Source organism: Nocardia sp. NPDC047648, from assembly GCF_040642815.1.
Lineage (GTDB): Bacteria > Actinomycetota > Actinomycetes > Mycobacteriales > Mycobacteriaceae > Nocardia > Nocardia gamkensis.
The window spans coordinates 70,358-83,721 of the sequence record NZ_JBEYSX010000023.1 but is presented as its reverse complement, the minus strand read 5'-3'; the positions used below and the strand labels follow the sequence as shown (position 1 = coordinate 83,721).

At 68.1% G+C, this 13,364-nt stretch carries 13 protein-coding genes; 10 read left to right on the top strand and 3 right to left on the bottom strand.

Annotated elements, in window-relative coordinates; genetic code table 11:
- Positions 1-651: 651 nt before the first annotated feature.
- The gene (locus ABZ803_RS33185; RefSeq protein WP_357045455.1) at positions 652-1,299 is read left to right on the top strand and encodes a LysE family translocator; all 648 of its coding nucleotides are present in this window, start codon (positions 652-654) and stop codon (positions 1,297-1,299) included.
- Between the two features lie 250 nt (positions 1,300-1,549).
- On the top strand, positions 1,550-2,287 hold the full coding sequence (locus tag ABZ803_RS33180; RefSeq protein ID WP_357045453.1) for a GAF and ANTAR domain-containing protein: 738 nt from the start codon (positions 1,550-1,552) through the stop codon (positions 2,285-2,287).
- Positions 2,288-2,650: 363 nt separating this feature from the next.
- Here the strand turns inward: ABZ803_RS33180 and ABZ803_RS33175 are convergent, their stop codons facing one another.
- Complete coding sequence (locus ABZ803_RS33175) at positions 2,651-2,854, bottom strand: hypothetical protein (RefSeq protein WP_062975952.1); 204 nt, start codon at positions 2,852-2,854, stop codon at positions 2,651-2,653.
- A 424-nt stretch (positions 2,855-3,278) separates the two neighbouring features.
- Between ABZ803_RS33175 and ABZ803_RS33170 the strand changes: the two genes are divergently transcribed.
- Together ABZ803_RS33170 and ABZ803_RS33165 are read left to right on the top strand one after the other, a co-directional pair.
- Positions 3,279-3,638 (top strand): STAS domain-containing protein, encoded by a 360-nt coding sequence (locus tag ABZ803_RS33170; protein WP_062975954.1) that lies wholly within the window; start codon positions 3,279-3,281, stop codon positions 3,636-3,638.
- Positions 3,635-4,603, top strand: coding sequence for a sensor histidine kinase (locus tag ABZ803_RS33165; RefSeq protein WP_357045451.1), 969 nt, complete (start codon positions 3,635-3,637; stop codon positions 4,601-4,603). Before ABZ803_RS33170 ends, ABZ803_RS33165 begins: the two co-directional genes overlap by 4 nt.
- A gap of 34 nt (positions 4,604-4,637) precedes the next feature.
- Here the strand turns inward: ABZ803_RS33165 and ABZ803_RS33160 are convergent, their stop codons facing one another.
- Complete coding sequence (locus ABZ803_RS33160) at positions 4,638-5,342, bottom strand: helix-turn-helix transcriptional regulator (RefSeq protein WP_357045449.1); 705 nt, start codon at positions 5,340-5,342, stop codon at positions 4,638-4,640.
- A 150-nt stretch (positions 5,343-5,492) separates the two neighbouring features.
- On the opposite strand from ABZ803_RS33160, the gene ABZ803_RS33155 reads away from it, so the two are divergent.
- From ABZ803_RS33155 to ABZ803_RS33145, 3 genes are all read left to right on the top strand, one after another.
- Complete coding sequence (locus tag ABZ803_RS33155; protein WP_357045447.1) at positions 5,493-6,482, top strand: zinc-binding dehydrogenase; 990 nt, start codon at positions 5,493-5,495, stop codon at positions 6,480-6,482.
- 165 nt (positions 6,483-6,647) lie between these two features.
- The gene (locus ABZ803_RS33150; RefSeq protein ID WP_357045445.1) at positions 6,648-7,043 is read left to right on the top strand and encodes an ectoine synthase; all 396 of its coding nucleotides are present in this window, start codon (positions 6,648-6,650) and stop codon (positions 7,041-7,043) included.
- A complete protein-coding gene (locus ABZ803_RS33145) occupies positions 7,040-8,077 on the top strand; it encodes a beta-eliminating lyase-related protein (protein ID WP_357045443.1) in 1,038 nt (345 codons plus the stop codon). Before ABZ803_RS33150 ends, ABZ803_RS33145 begins: the two co-directional genes overlap by 4 nt.
- 93 nt (positions 8,078-8,170) lie before the next feature.
- Here ABZ803_RS33145 and ABZ803_RS33140 read toward each other — a convergent pair whose 3' ends face one another.
- Positions 8,171-8,758 carry a TetR/AcrR family transcriptional regulator gene (locus ABZ803_RS33140; RefSeq protein WP_040871975.1) on the bottom strand — a complete coding sequence of 196 codons (588 nt, stop codon included), beginning with the start codon at positions 8,756-8,758 and terminating at the stop codon, positions 8,171-8,173.
- A 159-nt stretch (positions 8,759-8,917) separates the two neighbouring features.
- Here ABZ803_RS33140 and ABZ803_RS33135 point away from each other — a divergent pair, with 159 nt between their 5' ends.
- From ABZ803_RS33135 to ABZ803_RS33125, 3 genes are read left to right on the top strand one after another with little or no spacing between them, the layout of a single operon-like run.
- The gene (locus ABZ803_RS33135; RefSeq protein WP_357045441.1) at positions 8,918-9,844 is read left to right on the top strand and encodes a ParB N-terminal domain-containing protein; all 927 of its coding nucleotides are present in this window, start codon (positions 8,918-8,920) and stop codon (positions 9,842-9,844) included.
- Positions 9,845-9,898: 54 nt separating this feature from the next.
- Complete coding sequence (locus ABZ803_RS33130; RefSeq protein ID WP_357045439.1) at positions 9,899-12,115, top strand: MMPL family transporter; 2,217 nt, start codon at positions 9,899-9,901, stop codon at positions 12,113-12,115.
- Positions 12,116-12,130: 15 nt separating this feature from the next.
- A complete protein-coding gene (locus ABZ803_RS33125) occupies positions 12,131-13,276 on the top strand; it encodes an LLM class flavin-dependent oxidoreductase (protein WP_357045437.1) in 1,146 nt (381 codons plus the stop codon).
- Positions 13,277-13,364 lie beyond the last annotated feature (88 nt).

The window sequence follows — 13,364 nt, the reverse complement described above, 5'->3', positions numbered from 1 at the left end:
CCCGAACCACTCACCACCACACCAGCAACAACCAAAGCCGAGACCGTTATCGGAGCAGATACACGCATTCGGCCACACCCAATCCTCGACGTCGTCCGCGTCTCGGGCGCGGATGCATCCACACACGGACAACGGAGTCCTTCTACGGGGCCGACATCGACCCCGGCCCACTCCACAGAAGCGGAGCGAACCTGCGATAACATACGGTACACAACTGCGAGTACATCACGGGTACGATCGGGGAAATTGCTAGTAACTTAGCGCTCTTCGCAGCTGCTCTGAATCCAGAGTACCGGCCCGCGCGGCCGCACGCCCGTGCCCGTTTCGTCCGCTGCTGTCGCAGTTGAGGTTTCGCGAAGGCCTTGTCGCACTCGACATGTCGAGCGAAGAGGCCCGGATCCAGCTACCTCTCCGCGAAATAGAACAGCACCGAGGACGCCGACGACAACCGCACCCGGCCACGCGGTGGTGCGTGATCCGTACCGGCCCAAGATGTTCGGTACCGGATCTATGGGCACAAACCGCAGGCTTTCCAGGATCGAGGTCGTCGCTGTGGGTAACCCACCCGACGTTGCCCGGCGCAGTTACTGCGTGACGAGGTCACCTTTCCTGGGGCTGGAGAGGTTGCCGTGGAGAAACCGGAGATTTCGGATGGACGCTCATCTCGTGTGGGGTTTTGCGGCGGCGGTGCTGCTGGCCTATGCGATTCCCGGCCCGGACTGGTTCGTGGTTCTGCGTCACGCTTCTCGCTCACGGGTCGCGGGGATGCGCGCGGCGGCAGGAGTTCAATGCGGCTTGATCGTGCACATGACGGCCGCCGCGGTCGGCGTGTCGGCCATCTTGTCGACCAGCGCCGCGGCGTTCACCGTGGTGAAACTCGCTGGAGCGGCTTATCTCATCGTTCTGGGTGTGCGCGCGTTGCGGGATGGCTATCGGGGGTGGCGCGGCTGCGCTGCCGAATGGGCCGGGGTGTCCTCACCGGCAGCGGTGCCGGGTGCACAGGTGTTGGCTGGAGCGTTCACTGCCAATGTGTTGAATCCCAAAGCGGCGCTCTTCTTCCTCGCGGTGTTGCCACAGTTCCTGACCCCCGCGCGTCCGGTAACGCCCCAAGTACTGCTGCTCGGTGCACTCGACATCGCCATCGGTGGCGCTTGGTGGCTGCTGTTCGTCGTCACAACGACGCGCTTGCACGCTCTGCTCCAACGCCGCCGCGCGCAGATCGCCGTCGATGCTCTCGCCGGAGTCGCGTTGACCGGTCTCGGCGGAGCGCTCGCCTTCACCGACCGCGCGCGGGTGTAGCCGGGTTTCTCGCGCCGAGGTTCGATGCCGTCGTGGCTGTCGCGGCGTCCGCCGCGTCCACGGGTCGATACGGCGCTGCGGCGGGTCGCCCACTCCCGGCGCACGCACGTCGGGTTGATGACGTTGTTGCTACTACACCACCGGTTCGCGCGTAGGGTGGTGTGCACTGTCCTTCGGAAACCAGGGCGAGGCCGGCGCTCCCGGACGGTACCTGCCGGCTCGGGAGCTTTCTCGGAAAGACGGGCAGACGATGACGAATGCGCGCCTCAGCGACGACAACATACCGACCGGTTCATCCGCAGCGGAGGGCGATCTGGCTGCGCGACTGGGCGATCTGGCACGTTACCTGCAGGAACAAGACGATCTCGACGACACGTTGCGCGGCATCGTCGATACCGCCGTGCAGACGGTGCCCGGCGCCACCTACGCCGGAGTCCTGGTCAGCGACAACCGCGAAACGATGCATACGCCTGCCGCCACCGCCGACCTGATCCACCGAGTCGACCGCGCGCAGATCGACCTGCGGCAAGGGCCGTGCCTGGACGCGCTCTACCACGAGCGCATCGTGGTGCTGCCCGATACGACCGATGAGCCGCGGTGGCCCCGTTTCGCGGCCCGGGCCGCCGAACTCGGCATCGGCAGCATTCTGTCTTTCCAGCTCTATGTCACCGGTAACGACCTCGGTGCCCTCAATCTCTACTCGCCGGCTCCCGCGGCCTTCGACGCCGAATCCGAGCACGTCGGCTCCCTGTTCGCCGCCCATGCCGCCGTAGCACTGGCCTCCGCCCAGCAGGTGACCCAGCTCGCGCGGGCGATCGACACGCGCGATCTGATCGGACAAGCCAAGGGCATCCTGATGGAGCGCCACAAGCTGACCGCCGATCAAGCCTTCGCCCTACTCGTACGCGCCAGCCAACACACCAATACCAAACTGGCCGATATCGCCGAGTACCTCACGCACCGCGGCGAACTACCCCCGCGTCCATGATCAGCGCTCGAAGAGCGACCTCACCGGAAGCCGACGTGGGTCACCGCGTACCGAGGCGCCCACGCCGACTGTTCAGGCATGGAGCCGTCGCCGAGTCGATCGATGGACTGAAATCCCGACGTATGGCGTTCGGCGGCCGGGGCAAACGGTGACGGGGCCCCCGCGGCCGATAGGGCCTGAGTCCAGCGCTACCGCGTCAGGGCGGACGAGGGATGATTTCCGGCGGTAGGGGCCGTGCGAGTGTCCTTGCGGCGCGCCGGTCCCGCAAGGCTGCCGAGGCCGAGCAGGTCCCACAGTTGTTGTCGTCGACGTGGGTGTCCTGGGCCGGCAACGACGGCGCAGGAGCCGGGGCGCCTCCGGATGTCACCCGTTTTCGGTGACGGTGGTGTCCGGGTGGCGACGGCTGGTGTCGGGCTTGACGAAGTGCCCGGTGATCGCCGAGCGGTCGCGACGGTTGTCGCCCTGGTGCGGCTCGTCCTCGCCGAGCGTGGTCTTCGGGTTCTCCGCTGCGGTGTCCTCGCTCACATATTCGCCGGTCTCGGCGGAACGATGGCTTTTCTCGGTCACAAGATCCTCCTCGAGCTGTCCGATCGCACCCCTCGTCGGGGTGCCGATCCCGTCCTTGACCGAATAGCACCCAGACGGCGCGGGAAACGTCCGGCGACAGCCGATTTCGAACCGGGTGGCCGCAGTGTGCGAGCCGGAAGCCGAAAGCGTCCGGCAAGCCGCGTCATTCGGGCTCTTCCCGGCATGGCAGGCCGATGGGCCGCTCCCTCAACCGCAGTGGCATCGAGCACCGACGCTGAGCGGGAGACCCCGATCTGTCAGAGGTGCCGACGAGCCACGACGGAGGTCGCGTAGGCCGTGATCACGCCGGATCACGAACAGTTCGCCGGACCACGGCACCAGCGGGCTGTGTGAAGGTGCTCGTTCGGCGCAGGCGTAAAATCCCCGCGTCGTCTCGTGTTGGCCAGTGGAAGGTCGGTGAGCAGTGGAGCCCGCACCGTCGGCCACGCCTGCGCGTAGTGCGGCGATCTCCGATCCTTCGACCCTCCGCACGTCTCGGACCAGCAGTCCTTCCGGTCTACGGTGCGCAGGAGCGGTAGATTTCACCACCCGGGATGCTTGGCGCTCGGCGCTGGCCGAACTGACCGCCGCGGAGCGCGACGCCCACTTGGACCTGTCCGAGCTGACGTTCATCGATGTCCACGGGACGTCGATTCTGGTGGAAGCCGCCTCCCACTCACCGCAGGCGCCACGAATCGTGTTGCATCGGCCTCCGCCGATGATGCTTCGGATCCTCGGAGTGTTCTGGCCCTCCCTACACACGATCGAGGTAGTGCACACATGAGCTCTGTCGGCGCTGTGTCGGCCACTTCGGAGCCGACCGATCCGTTCGTGCATCCCGCGCTGTTCTATCGCGACACCGAGGAATACCTCGCAGGCACCCTCGGATTCATTCGCGAGGGGCTCGCGAACGATGAACCGGTCGCCGTCGCGGTACCCGGCCCGAACCTGGCCCTCCTGCGTGCCGAGCTGGGCCCCGACGCGAGTTCGGTGCACCTGATGGACATGACCGTCGAGGGCCGCAATCCCGGCCGCATCATCCCGGGAGTGCTCCGCGCCTTCGCCGACCGGCATCGGTCCGGACGAGTGCGAATCATCGGCGAACCCATCTGGGCCGGCCGCTCGGCGCTGGAATATCCGGCGTGCGCTCAGCACGAGGCGCTGATCAACGCGGCGTTCACCGGGCGCGAAGTCAGCATCCTGTGTCCCTATGACACCGCACGTCTGTCGCCGGAGGTCCTGGCCGACGCGCACGCCACCCATCCCGTCCTCATCGACCACACGGGCCGGCGAACCAGCGACGACTACGACCCCGACCACATCGTCGACCTCTACAACGAACCGCTCCCCTGCGCACCCCCCACCGCCACCACGATCGTCTTCGACGCGACATCCCTGGCGCACCTCCGGCACGTCGCCACAGAGCACGCCCGCAAAGCGGGCATACCCGAGCAGCGTCTGATCGATTTGGAACTGGTCATCGCCGAGACCACCACCAACTCCGTCGTCCACGGCGGCGGGCACGGCACGCTGCGGATCTGGGCCGACGACAACCAGCTGTGCTTCCAGATCAGCGACAAGGGACACATCACCAATCCACTCGCGGGCCGCCTGCCCGCACAAACGTATCGACCGGGCGGCCGTGGTCTGCTGCTGGTCAACCAGCTCACCGACCTCGTGCGCATACACACCGGCGTGCACGGCACCACCATCCAGCTCCACTTCGACTTCGAACACGAGTTGCCGTAACCCACTGCGGAGCGGTCGGCGGCCGATTCATGCGCTACTTCGCCGGATGCGCAGCCCGGTAGCGGCCGGGTGTGGTGCCGATGACGCCGGTGAAGGCCGCGATGAAGCTGCTCGGATTCGCCCATCCGCAAGCGTGTGCGACGTAGGTGGTGTCGTGGCCGTCGGCGAGCAGGACGAGTGCGTGATAGACGCGTAGCTGGGTGCGCCACTCGTAGAAGGTCATGCCGAGTTCGTTGTGGAACAGACGACTGAGCGTGCGAGCGCCGGCTCCGATCGCCCGCCCGAGTTCGGCCAGCGTCGCGTTGTCCGCGGGGTTTCGGTGCAGTATCCGCGCGACGGCCCGCAACCGGTCGTCGTGCGGTTGCGGCAGGATCAGTGGCTGCTCGGGCGCTTCGCGGAGTTCGTCGACGAGGACCCGGCGAAGGCGAGCGCGCGCGGCGTGCTCGTGGTCGCCTGCGACCCGGTCGCCATCGCGCGAACCCGTGAGGGTGAGAAGGATTTCGCGGACGAGGCCGGAGGCCGTGAACACGGCGGGGTGGTCTGGCACGAGGCGGGCCAGGGATGCCGGGAGAAAGACGATCCGCATATCGGTGTGCCCGTGCGCGCGGTGGTAGTGCGTGAATCCCGCAGGGGTCCATGCGACTCGATTGGCCGGAACGATCGAAGTGCCACGTCCGGTGTGCACCGACAAGACACCACGCGCCGCATAGACGAGATGCCCACGGGGATGGGAATGCACCGCACTCGTTCCTCCCGAGGGCCAGGTGTGAACGCCTCCGGACGGCCATATCCGCGATGTCGCGCCGTGCCGAGGGGATTGGCGGGCAACGGGCATAACTCGGCATTCTATCGGTGGCAGGCCGATCCGCCTCCCGGCGACAGTGGACACATGTCTACGACGATGCGAGCGGCGGTCTGTGTCGGAGCGGGTGGCCCGGAGACGCTGGAGATTCGAGAGCTGCCGGTACCGGAGGTCCGGGAGGGCTGGAGCCTGGTGCAGGTGAAGGGCGCCGGCTTGAACCGGTCGGAACTGAGAACCCGGCAGGGTCACTCTCCGAACGTGAGGTTCCCCCGCGTGCTCGGGATCGAATGCGTCGGAATCGTGGCGGCCTCGACCGACCCCGGCCTGCCGGAGGGCACGACCGTCGCGGCGGTGATGGGTGAGATGGGCCGGGAATTCGACGGCGGTTACGCGGAGTTCGCGCTGGTGCCGAACGCACTGCTGATGCCGGTCACCACCACGTTGCCCTGGGAGGTGTTGGCCGCGCTGCCCGAGACATATCTGACCGCGCAGGGGTCACTGGACGCGTTGGGGGTCGTGCCGGGTGCCCGAGGGCGGTTGCTGATCCGCGGCGGGACCTCGTCGGTGGGGATGGCCGCCGCGTCGATCGCGTCCGGCCACGGTATCGAGATCGCCGCCACGACACGGCAGCCGGGCAAGATCGACGCCTTGGCTGCGGCCGGCGTCCACCACGCACTCCTCGACGAGGGGGGCACGCTTGCGGCGAGCGTCCACGCGATCTGGCCCGAGGGTCCGGACCATGTACTGGATCTCGTGGGGGCGAGCACGGTGGTGGACTCGCTGCGCCTGGTGCGCCGCGGCGGGACCGTGTGTGTAGCGGGCTCGCTCAGCGGGTGGTCGATTCAGGACTTCGAACCGATAGCGATGATCCCGTCCGGAACCAAACTCACGGCCTTCCACAGCGATACGGTGCGGGGCAGCGCGGGTACGCCGGTGCTGCGGCGGATCGTCCGCGCGGTCGAGGCGGGCGCCTATCGGCCCAACCTCGACCGTGTCTTCGGCCTGGCCGACATCGTTTCGGCCCACCGGTACATGGAGAGCGATCACGCCACCGGAAAGGTCGTCGTGGTGCCGTGACTGCGTGGCGCGATCTTGATGAGAGGGGGCGGTTCTGCCACTGTCGCCGAGCTTGCACGGCAGCAATGATCGGGAAGATCGCGAGTACACGCCCATCGCGGGAAAGGGTGACGACCGGGGTGCCCGATGCACCTCGCCGTGCAGAACCGAGAGGAAAGGTACTTCATGATCGTCCGTTCACTGAAAGAGATCATCGGCACCGAGCGCGAGGTGAAGGGCCCCGCGTGGACCAGCCGTCGCCTGGTGCTCGCCGAGGAGAAGGCCGGCTTCTCCGTGAACGACACCGTGGTGCACGCGGGCGCCGAGCTCGAGATGTGGTATGCCAACCACATCGAGGCCGTCTACGTCATCGAGGGGCGCGGCGAAGTGGTCGACGAGGAGACCGGTGAAAGCCACCAGCTCGAGCCGGGCGTGATGTACCTGGTCGACGCACACCAGCATCACACCCTGCGCGCCCACACCGAGTTCCGCGCGGTATGCGTGTTCGACCCGCCCCTCACCGGCCGCGAGGTCCACGACGAGAACGGCGCCTTCCCACTGCTGACCGGAGAGGACCAGTGAGCGACTCGATCTTTTTCGCCAGCGACAACAACGCCTCCGTGCACCCGGACATCATGGCGGCGCTGGCCGCCGCCAATGTGGGCCACCAGCCGGCCTACGGCGCGGACGTCCACACCGCACGGCTGCGCGAGCTGATCAAGGACCATTTCGGCGAGCAGGCCGAGGTCTACCCGGTCTTCAACGGCAGCGGCGCCAACGTCGTCGGGCTGCAGGCGATGTGCGACCGGTGGAGCGCGGTGGTGTGCCCGGACTCCGCGCACATCCATCTGGACGAGTGCGGCGCACCCGAGAAGGTGGCCGGGCTGAAGCTGGTCCCGGTGCCCACCCCGGACGGCAAGCTGACCCCGGAGCTACTCGACCGGTACGCGTGGGGCTTCGGCGACCAGCACCACGCCCAGCCGAAGGTCGTCTCCATCACCCAGAGCACCGAACTCGGCACCCTCTATACACCCGGCGAGATCGCGGCGATCGGCGCGCTGGCCCGCGAGCGCGGCATGCTGCTGCACGTGGACGGCGCGCGGCTGGCCAACGCCGCCGCCGCGCTCGGCCTGCCGCCGCGCGCGTTCACCACCGACGCCGGTGTGGACGTGCTGTCGTTCGGCGGCACCAAGAACGGCCTGATGCTCGGCGAGGCGATCGTGGTGCTCGACCCGGACGCGGTGCGCGGCACGGCGTACCTGCGCAAGGCCGCGCTGCAACTGGCCTCCAAGATGCGGTATGTGTCGGCGCAGTTCGTCGCGCTGCTGGAGGGCGACCTGTGGCTGCGCAACGCCGGGCACGCCAACGCGATGGCGGCCCGGCTGGCCACGGCCGTCGCCCGGGTGCCCGGCGTCGAGATCGTACGGCCGGTCCAGGCCAACGCCGTCTTCGCCGTACTGCCACGCGAGGTCACCGAGCGGCTGCGGAAACGGTTCCGCTTCCACGTCTGGGACGAGCGCACCGGCGAGGTCCGCTGGATGTGCTCGTTCGACACCACCGAGGCCGATGTGGACGCCTTCGCGGCCGCCATCGCCCGGGAGATGGCCGCCGCGTAGCCGCAACCACAGCAACGTGTCGGCTACGGCAGCTTCCCAGCACCGGCGAGACACGAAAGATATTCTTTCCGAGCGACTTTCGTGCTGGGCAGCTCAGGTCGCATCACCCTCGGGCGGTTCTCCGGCAAGTGATCCGGTGCGATTGGCGGTCAGCATCCGCACGGCCGCGATCCGCAGATCCGGACGGGCACGCCGGGAGGTCAGCTCGGCGAGGCAGATCTCACCGACCATGGCGACCTTCATCCGGGAGGCGGCGTCGGGGTCCGGCCAGCCGGCGGCGACCATGTCCGGCCGCCCGACCGCGATGAACAGTTCGTGGCGGCGGCGGATCTCCTCGCGCAGATCCGGATCCGTGCGCGCTTGGACCATGAACGCCTCGGTGCCGCGGGCGTCGAGGCAGGCATCCAGGAACGCGTCCAGGCTGGGGCCGATCCGTTCGATCCCCGGCGGAATCCCGGCCAGCGCCGCGGCCACCGACTGCGACAGCGCGTCGAAGAAACGGCGGTGCAACGCGATGACGTAACTGCGGCGATTGACGAAGTGATGGTAGAAGGTGCCCTTGGCCATCCCGGCTTCCTCGACCACCGCGTTGATCGAAAGCCGGTGCAGCCCCTCGCGTTCCGCCACCACGGTGCCCGCGATGAGCAGAGCCGTGCGACCGGGGTCGGCAATGACTGTCATGCTTTCGAATTCTCCCGACTCTTTCCGGAAAGCCTAGTGTCGCGCACCGGGCGCACCTACGCTGTGACCGATCGGTCGGTCGAAGCCTAGCCGGGTTCCGGATGGACCATCGGGTCATCGAGGACCGATCTGAATCCGGGCGACCCTGGGGGTTTCGAAATGTCCGCTGAGTTTAAATTGGTGAGCGGCGATGTGGTGCCGCTGGCGTCGAACGCGCGCTATCTCGTATCCATCGATGAACTGTTGCCCGCGGACTCGCCGCGGTCGAACGGCGAGGACCGCAGGCATATCGCACGACTGGCCGAGAGCGACACCGAATTACCGCCGATTGTGGTGCATCGCAGCACGATGCGCGTCATCGACGGAATGCACCGGCTGCGGGCCGCGCAATGGCTCGGCCGCGAAGACATCGAAGTCGTGTTCTTCGACGGAACGGCGGCCGAGGCTTTTCTGCGCGGCGTCGAACTGAATACGACGCACGGGCTGCCGCTGACGCTCTCGGACCGCAAAGCGGCGGCCGAGCGGATCATCGAGACGATGCCGGAATTGTCCGACCGGGCCATCGCGTCCACCACGGGGCTGTCCGCGCGCACGGTGGCCACGCTCCGGCAGCGTTCGAGTGCGGAAATTCCGCAGTCGAACATCCGCGTCGGCGCCGACGGCAGGCGCAGGCCGATGGACCGCGCGCAGCGCAGGCGGCGCGTCGCCGAGCTGCTGGCGGCCTCCCCGGACATGCCGTTGCGCGCGCTGGCCGCCGCGGCCGAGGTGTCCATCAGCACAGCGCACGCGATCCGCAAACGCTTGCGCGAGACCGGATCACCCGAGCACGACAGCGCCGCCGACCAGCCCGAGGGCAGCGCGCTGCTGCTGCAGCAACTCACCCGCGACCCGGCCATGCGGCACAGCCAGCAGGGCCGTGACCTGCTGCGCTGGTTGCACACACACTCGATGCAGCGCGAGGTGTGGACCGCCCTGGTGGCCACGGTCCCGCCGCATTGCATTCCGGCGGTCGCCGAGCTCGCCCACCGCAATGCCAAGGAGTGGCGTGCGCTGGCCGGCTACATCGATCCCGGCGCCACCGAATAGCACCGATCGCATACGCATTCGCCACGGCCGGAGTTCGAGAAGAGGTCTTTCATCATGCTTGTTGGTCTCGCACGCCTGGCGATCCGGCGGCCGCGATCCATCCTCTACGGCGCGCTGCTCATCGGGATCGTCTGCGTCGGGCTGGGCTGGTCGGCGCCTGCCCACCTGAAGTCCGGTGGTTACGTTCCGTCCCACACCGAGTCCGCCGAGGTCGCGGCGTTCCTCGGCCGCGAATTCCCGGGCGCCGCGCCGAATCTCGTGCTGCTGGTCACCGCGCCGGACGGGCTCGACAGCCCCGCGGCGCGGGTGGTCGGTGAGCGCCTGACCGCGGATCTGCGTGGCCGCGACGAGATCGACGCGGTCCAGTCCTATTGGGAACTTCCCCCGGATCTGCGGCAGGGCCTGCGCGGCAGCGACGGCCGCGACGGTCTGGTCTTGGCCCATGTCACCGGCGACGACACCGACGCGCCGAAACGGGCGGGCGCGATCGCGGCCCGGGTGAGCGGCGACTTCGACGGCGTCACCGTGCGGGCGGGCGGTCAGGCGGTGGCCTTCGACGAGATGAGCCATCGGATCGTCACCGACCTGCTGATCACCGAGGCGATCGCGATACCGCTGACCGGGCTCGCCTTGATCCTGGTCTTCGGCAGCGTGACGGCCGCGCTGATCCCGCTGGCGGTCGGCGTGTTCAACATCTTCGCGACGCTGCCGATCCTGCGGTTGCTCACCGAGGTCGGCGACGTGTCGATCTTCGCGCTGAACATGATGAGCGCATTGGGTTTCGCGGTCGCGATCGACTCGAGCCTGTTCATGGTCAGCAGATTCCGGGAGGAACTCGCCGCCGGCCGCGACACCGCCTCCGCGGTGTCGCGCACAGCACGCACGGCGGGGCGCACCGTCTTGTTCTCCGGTGTGGTGATCGCGCTGTCACTGTCGACACTGCTGGTCTTCCCGCTGTATTTCCTCAGGTCGCTGGCGTACGCGGGGCTGGCCGTGCTCGGGGCGGCCGTGTTCACCACGCTGCTGTTGGTGCCCGCGGCGCTCGCACTGCTCGGTCCCCGTGTCGACGCGTTCGACCTGCGCGCCCTCCTGCGCCGCCGATTCCACCGGCCGCGGCCCGCATCCGTCGATATCACCGAGACCCGGTGGTACCGCGCGGTGCGGCTGGTCATGCGCCATCCCGTCGTGGCAGCGGCGGCCGTGATCGCGCTGCTGCTGGTGCTCGGATCGCCGTTCCTGTCCATCCGGTTCGGCGCCGCCGACGACCGGGTCGTCGCCGGGGCGTCCAGCCATGCGGTCGGTGACGCCTTGCGCACCGGCTTCCGGGAGAACGCGATGGCCGGGGTGCTCGTGGCCATGCCCGGATACCGGGGCGGTGACAGCGAAATCGCCGCCTACGCCGAACGTTTGTCACGGGTGGAGAACGTCTCGACCGTGCTGTCCGCGGCGGGCGTCTTTGCCGGTGGGCTGAAAGTCGCCTCCGCGCCCCCCGGCATGCGCGACGACGCGGGCACCTATGTGCGCGTGGGCACCCGGCTCGACCCGTACTCCCCCGCCGCGATCGATCAGCTCGACCGGGTGCGCGCAGTCCCCCCGCCGAGCCACGCGATGGTCGGAGGTGCGGCGGCCGAAAACGTCGACACGCTCGACGCGCTCGGAGCGAAAGTCCCCTTGGCCGTCTTCGTGATCGCGCTGTCGACCGTGGTGGTGCTGTTCTTCTTCACCGGCAGCGTGCTGCTGCCGATCAAAGCGCTACTGCTCAACACGCTTTCGCTGGCGGCGACCTTCGGCGCCATGGTCTGGATATTCCAGGAAGGGCACCTGTCGGATCAGCTCGGTTTCACCTCGACCGGCTATCTGGTGCCCACGATGCCGATCCTGATGTTCTGCATCGCCTTCGGCGTCTCGATGGACTACGAGGTGTTCCTGTTGTCCCGGATTCGCGAGGAATGGCTGTCCGCCGGTGACAACACCGGCGCCGTGGCGACCGGCGTCGCCCGCACCGCACGCATCTTCACCGCCGCCGCCTGCCTGATGGCGATCGCCTTCGCGGGCATGGTGACCTCGCACGTGTCGTTCATCCAGCTGTTCGGCCTCGGCCTGACCCTGGCCGTGCTCAGCGACGCGACGTTGATCCGCGGCGTGCTCGCCCCCGCCTTGATGCGCCTGCTCGGCGCGGCCAACTGGTGGGCGCCGTCCCGGCTCGCCCATTGGCACCGAAGGATCGAAATCCCCGAGACCAGTGCCGCTCTCGAACCAGTACCCGAATAGTGCGATAGGAACAACATGGCGAAATTCCGCACAGGTGTGATGGATTCCGGCGTCTACACCCGGTTCGCGCCCGACCTGCAATTTCGCGGCAGTCGCTCGGTGGCGATGGCGGGCGGAGCGGACTCGCTCTGGGTGACCGACCACCTGCCCTCGATCCTGCCCGCCTCGATCTGGAAACCGCGGCACGTCGGCATCACCCGGCTCGCACCGCACGCCGACGGGATCTACGAACCGTGGACGGCGCTGGGCTATCTCGCCGCGCAGAACCGCTTGGCCCGCCTGCGGCTCGGCGTGGGCGTCACCGACGCGGGCCGGCGCAATCCCGCGGTGACCGCGCAGGCCGCGGCCACCCTGCACCAGTTGAGCCGCGGCCGGGCCATTCTCGGCATCGGCACCGGCATCCGGGACAACAACGAGCCCTACGGCGTCGACTGGACCGCTCCGGTCGGACGGTTCGAGGAGGCGCTGGCCACCATCAGGGCGCTGTGGGATTCCGACGGCAGCCTGGTGACCAGGGACTCGCCGCACTTCCCGTTGCGGAACGCGGTCTTCGATGTCCCGCCCTACCGGGGCACCCGTCCGGAGATCTGGGTGGCCGCCGGCGGCCCGCGCATGCTGCGGGCCGCCGGTCGCTACGCCGACGTGTGGTTCCCGGGCTTCGCGCAGCGCCCGCACGAGTACCGGCACCGTCTCGAGCGGGTCCGCGCCGCGGCCTCCGACGCGGGCCGCGACCCGTTGACGGTCGCGCCCGCCGCCGTGTTCAGCGTGCTCACCGCGGCCCGTCCCGGGCAGGTGGACGCCCTGGTCGAGAGTGTCGGCGCGCGTGCGCTGACCCTGTGCGCCCCCGGCGAGATGTGGACCAGGCACGGCGCCACCCACCCGCTGGGCGAGGACTTCACCGGCTTGCAGGACTACCTGCCGCAGACGCTCGACGAGCGCACCGTGCTGGACTACATCGAGAAGGTCCCGGCTTCGCTGGTGCGGGAATTCTGCCTGGCCGGCACGCCGGACGAGATCGTCGAGCAGCTCGCGGACTGGCGCGACCACGGTCTGCGCTACGCCGTGCTGATGAATCTCAGCGCAATTCATCCACGTCTCACGCACGGGATGCTTTCCAACGCGCCACTGGTGGCGACGTTACGCAAATTGAAAAAGCTGTAACGCAGAACAATTGACGCTCGAGCGGCCCGCGCAATAGCATGACCATTCGAGCGAAGAAGCTCATCAGATATTTGTGCTGCTGCGGTCG

Bases quoted from the DNA above. Each gene is read 5' to 3' on its own strand.
- ABZ803_RS33130 (WP_357045439.1), top strand. From the start codon at position 9,899: ATGCTTGTTGGTCTCGCACGCCTGGCGATCCGGCGGCCGCGATCCATC.
- ABZ803_RS33185 (WP_357045455.1), top strand. From the start codon at position 652: ATGGACGCTCATCTCGTGTGGGGTTTTGCGGCGGCGGTGCTGCTGGCC.
- ABZ803_RS33135 (WP_357045441.1), top strand. From the start codon at position 8,918: ATGTCCGCTGAGTTTAAATTGGTGAGCGGCGATGTGGTGCCGCTGGCG.
- ABZ803_RS33165 (WP_357045451.1), top strand. From the start codon at position 3,635: ATGAGCTCTGTCGGCGCTGTGTCGGCCACTTCGGAGCCGACCGATCCG.
- ABZ803_RS33140 (WP_040871975.1), bottom strand. From the start codon at position 8,758: ATGACAGTCATTGCCGACCCCGGTCGCACGGCTCTGCTCATCGCGGGC.
- ABZ803_RS33150 (WP_357045445.1), top strand. From the start codon at position 6,648: ATGATCGTCCGTTCACTGAAAGAGATCATCGGCACCGAGCGCGAGGTG.
- ABZ803_RS33180 (WP_357045453.1), top strand. From the start codon at position 1,550: ATGACGAATGCGCGCCTCAGCGACGACAACATACCGACCGGTTCATCC.
- ABZ803_RS33155 (WP_357045447.1), top strand. From the start codon at position 5,493: ATGTCTACGACGATGCGAGCGGCGGTCTGTGTCGGAGCGGGTGGCCCG.
- ABZ803_RS33125 (WP_357045437.1), top strand. From the start codon at position 12,131: ATGGCGAAATTCCGCACAGGTGTGATGGATTCCGGCGTCTACACCCGG.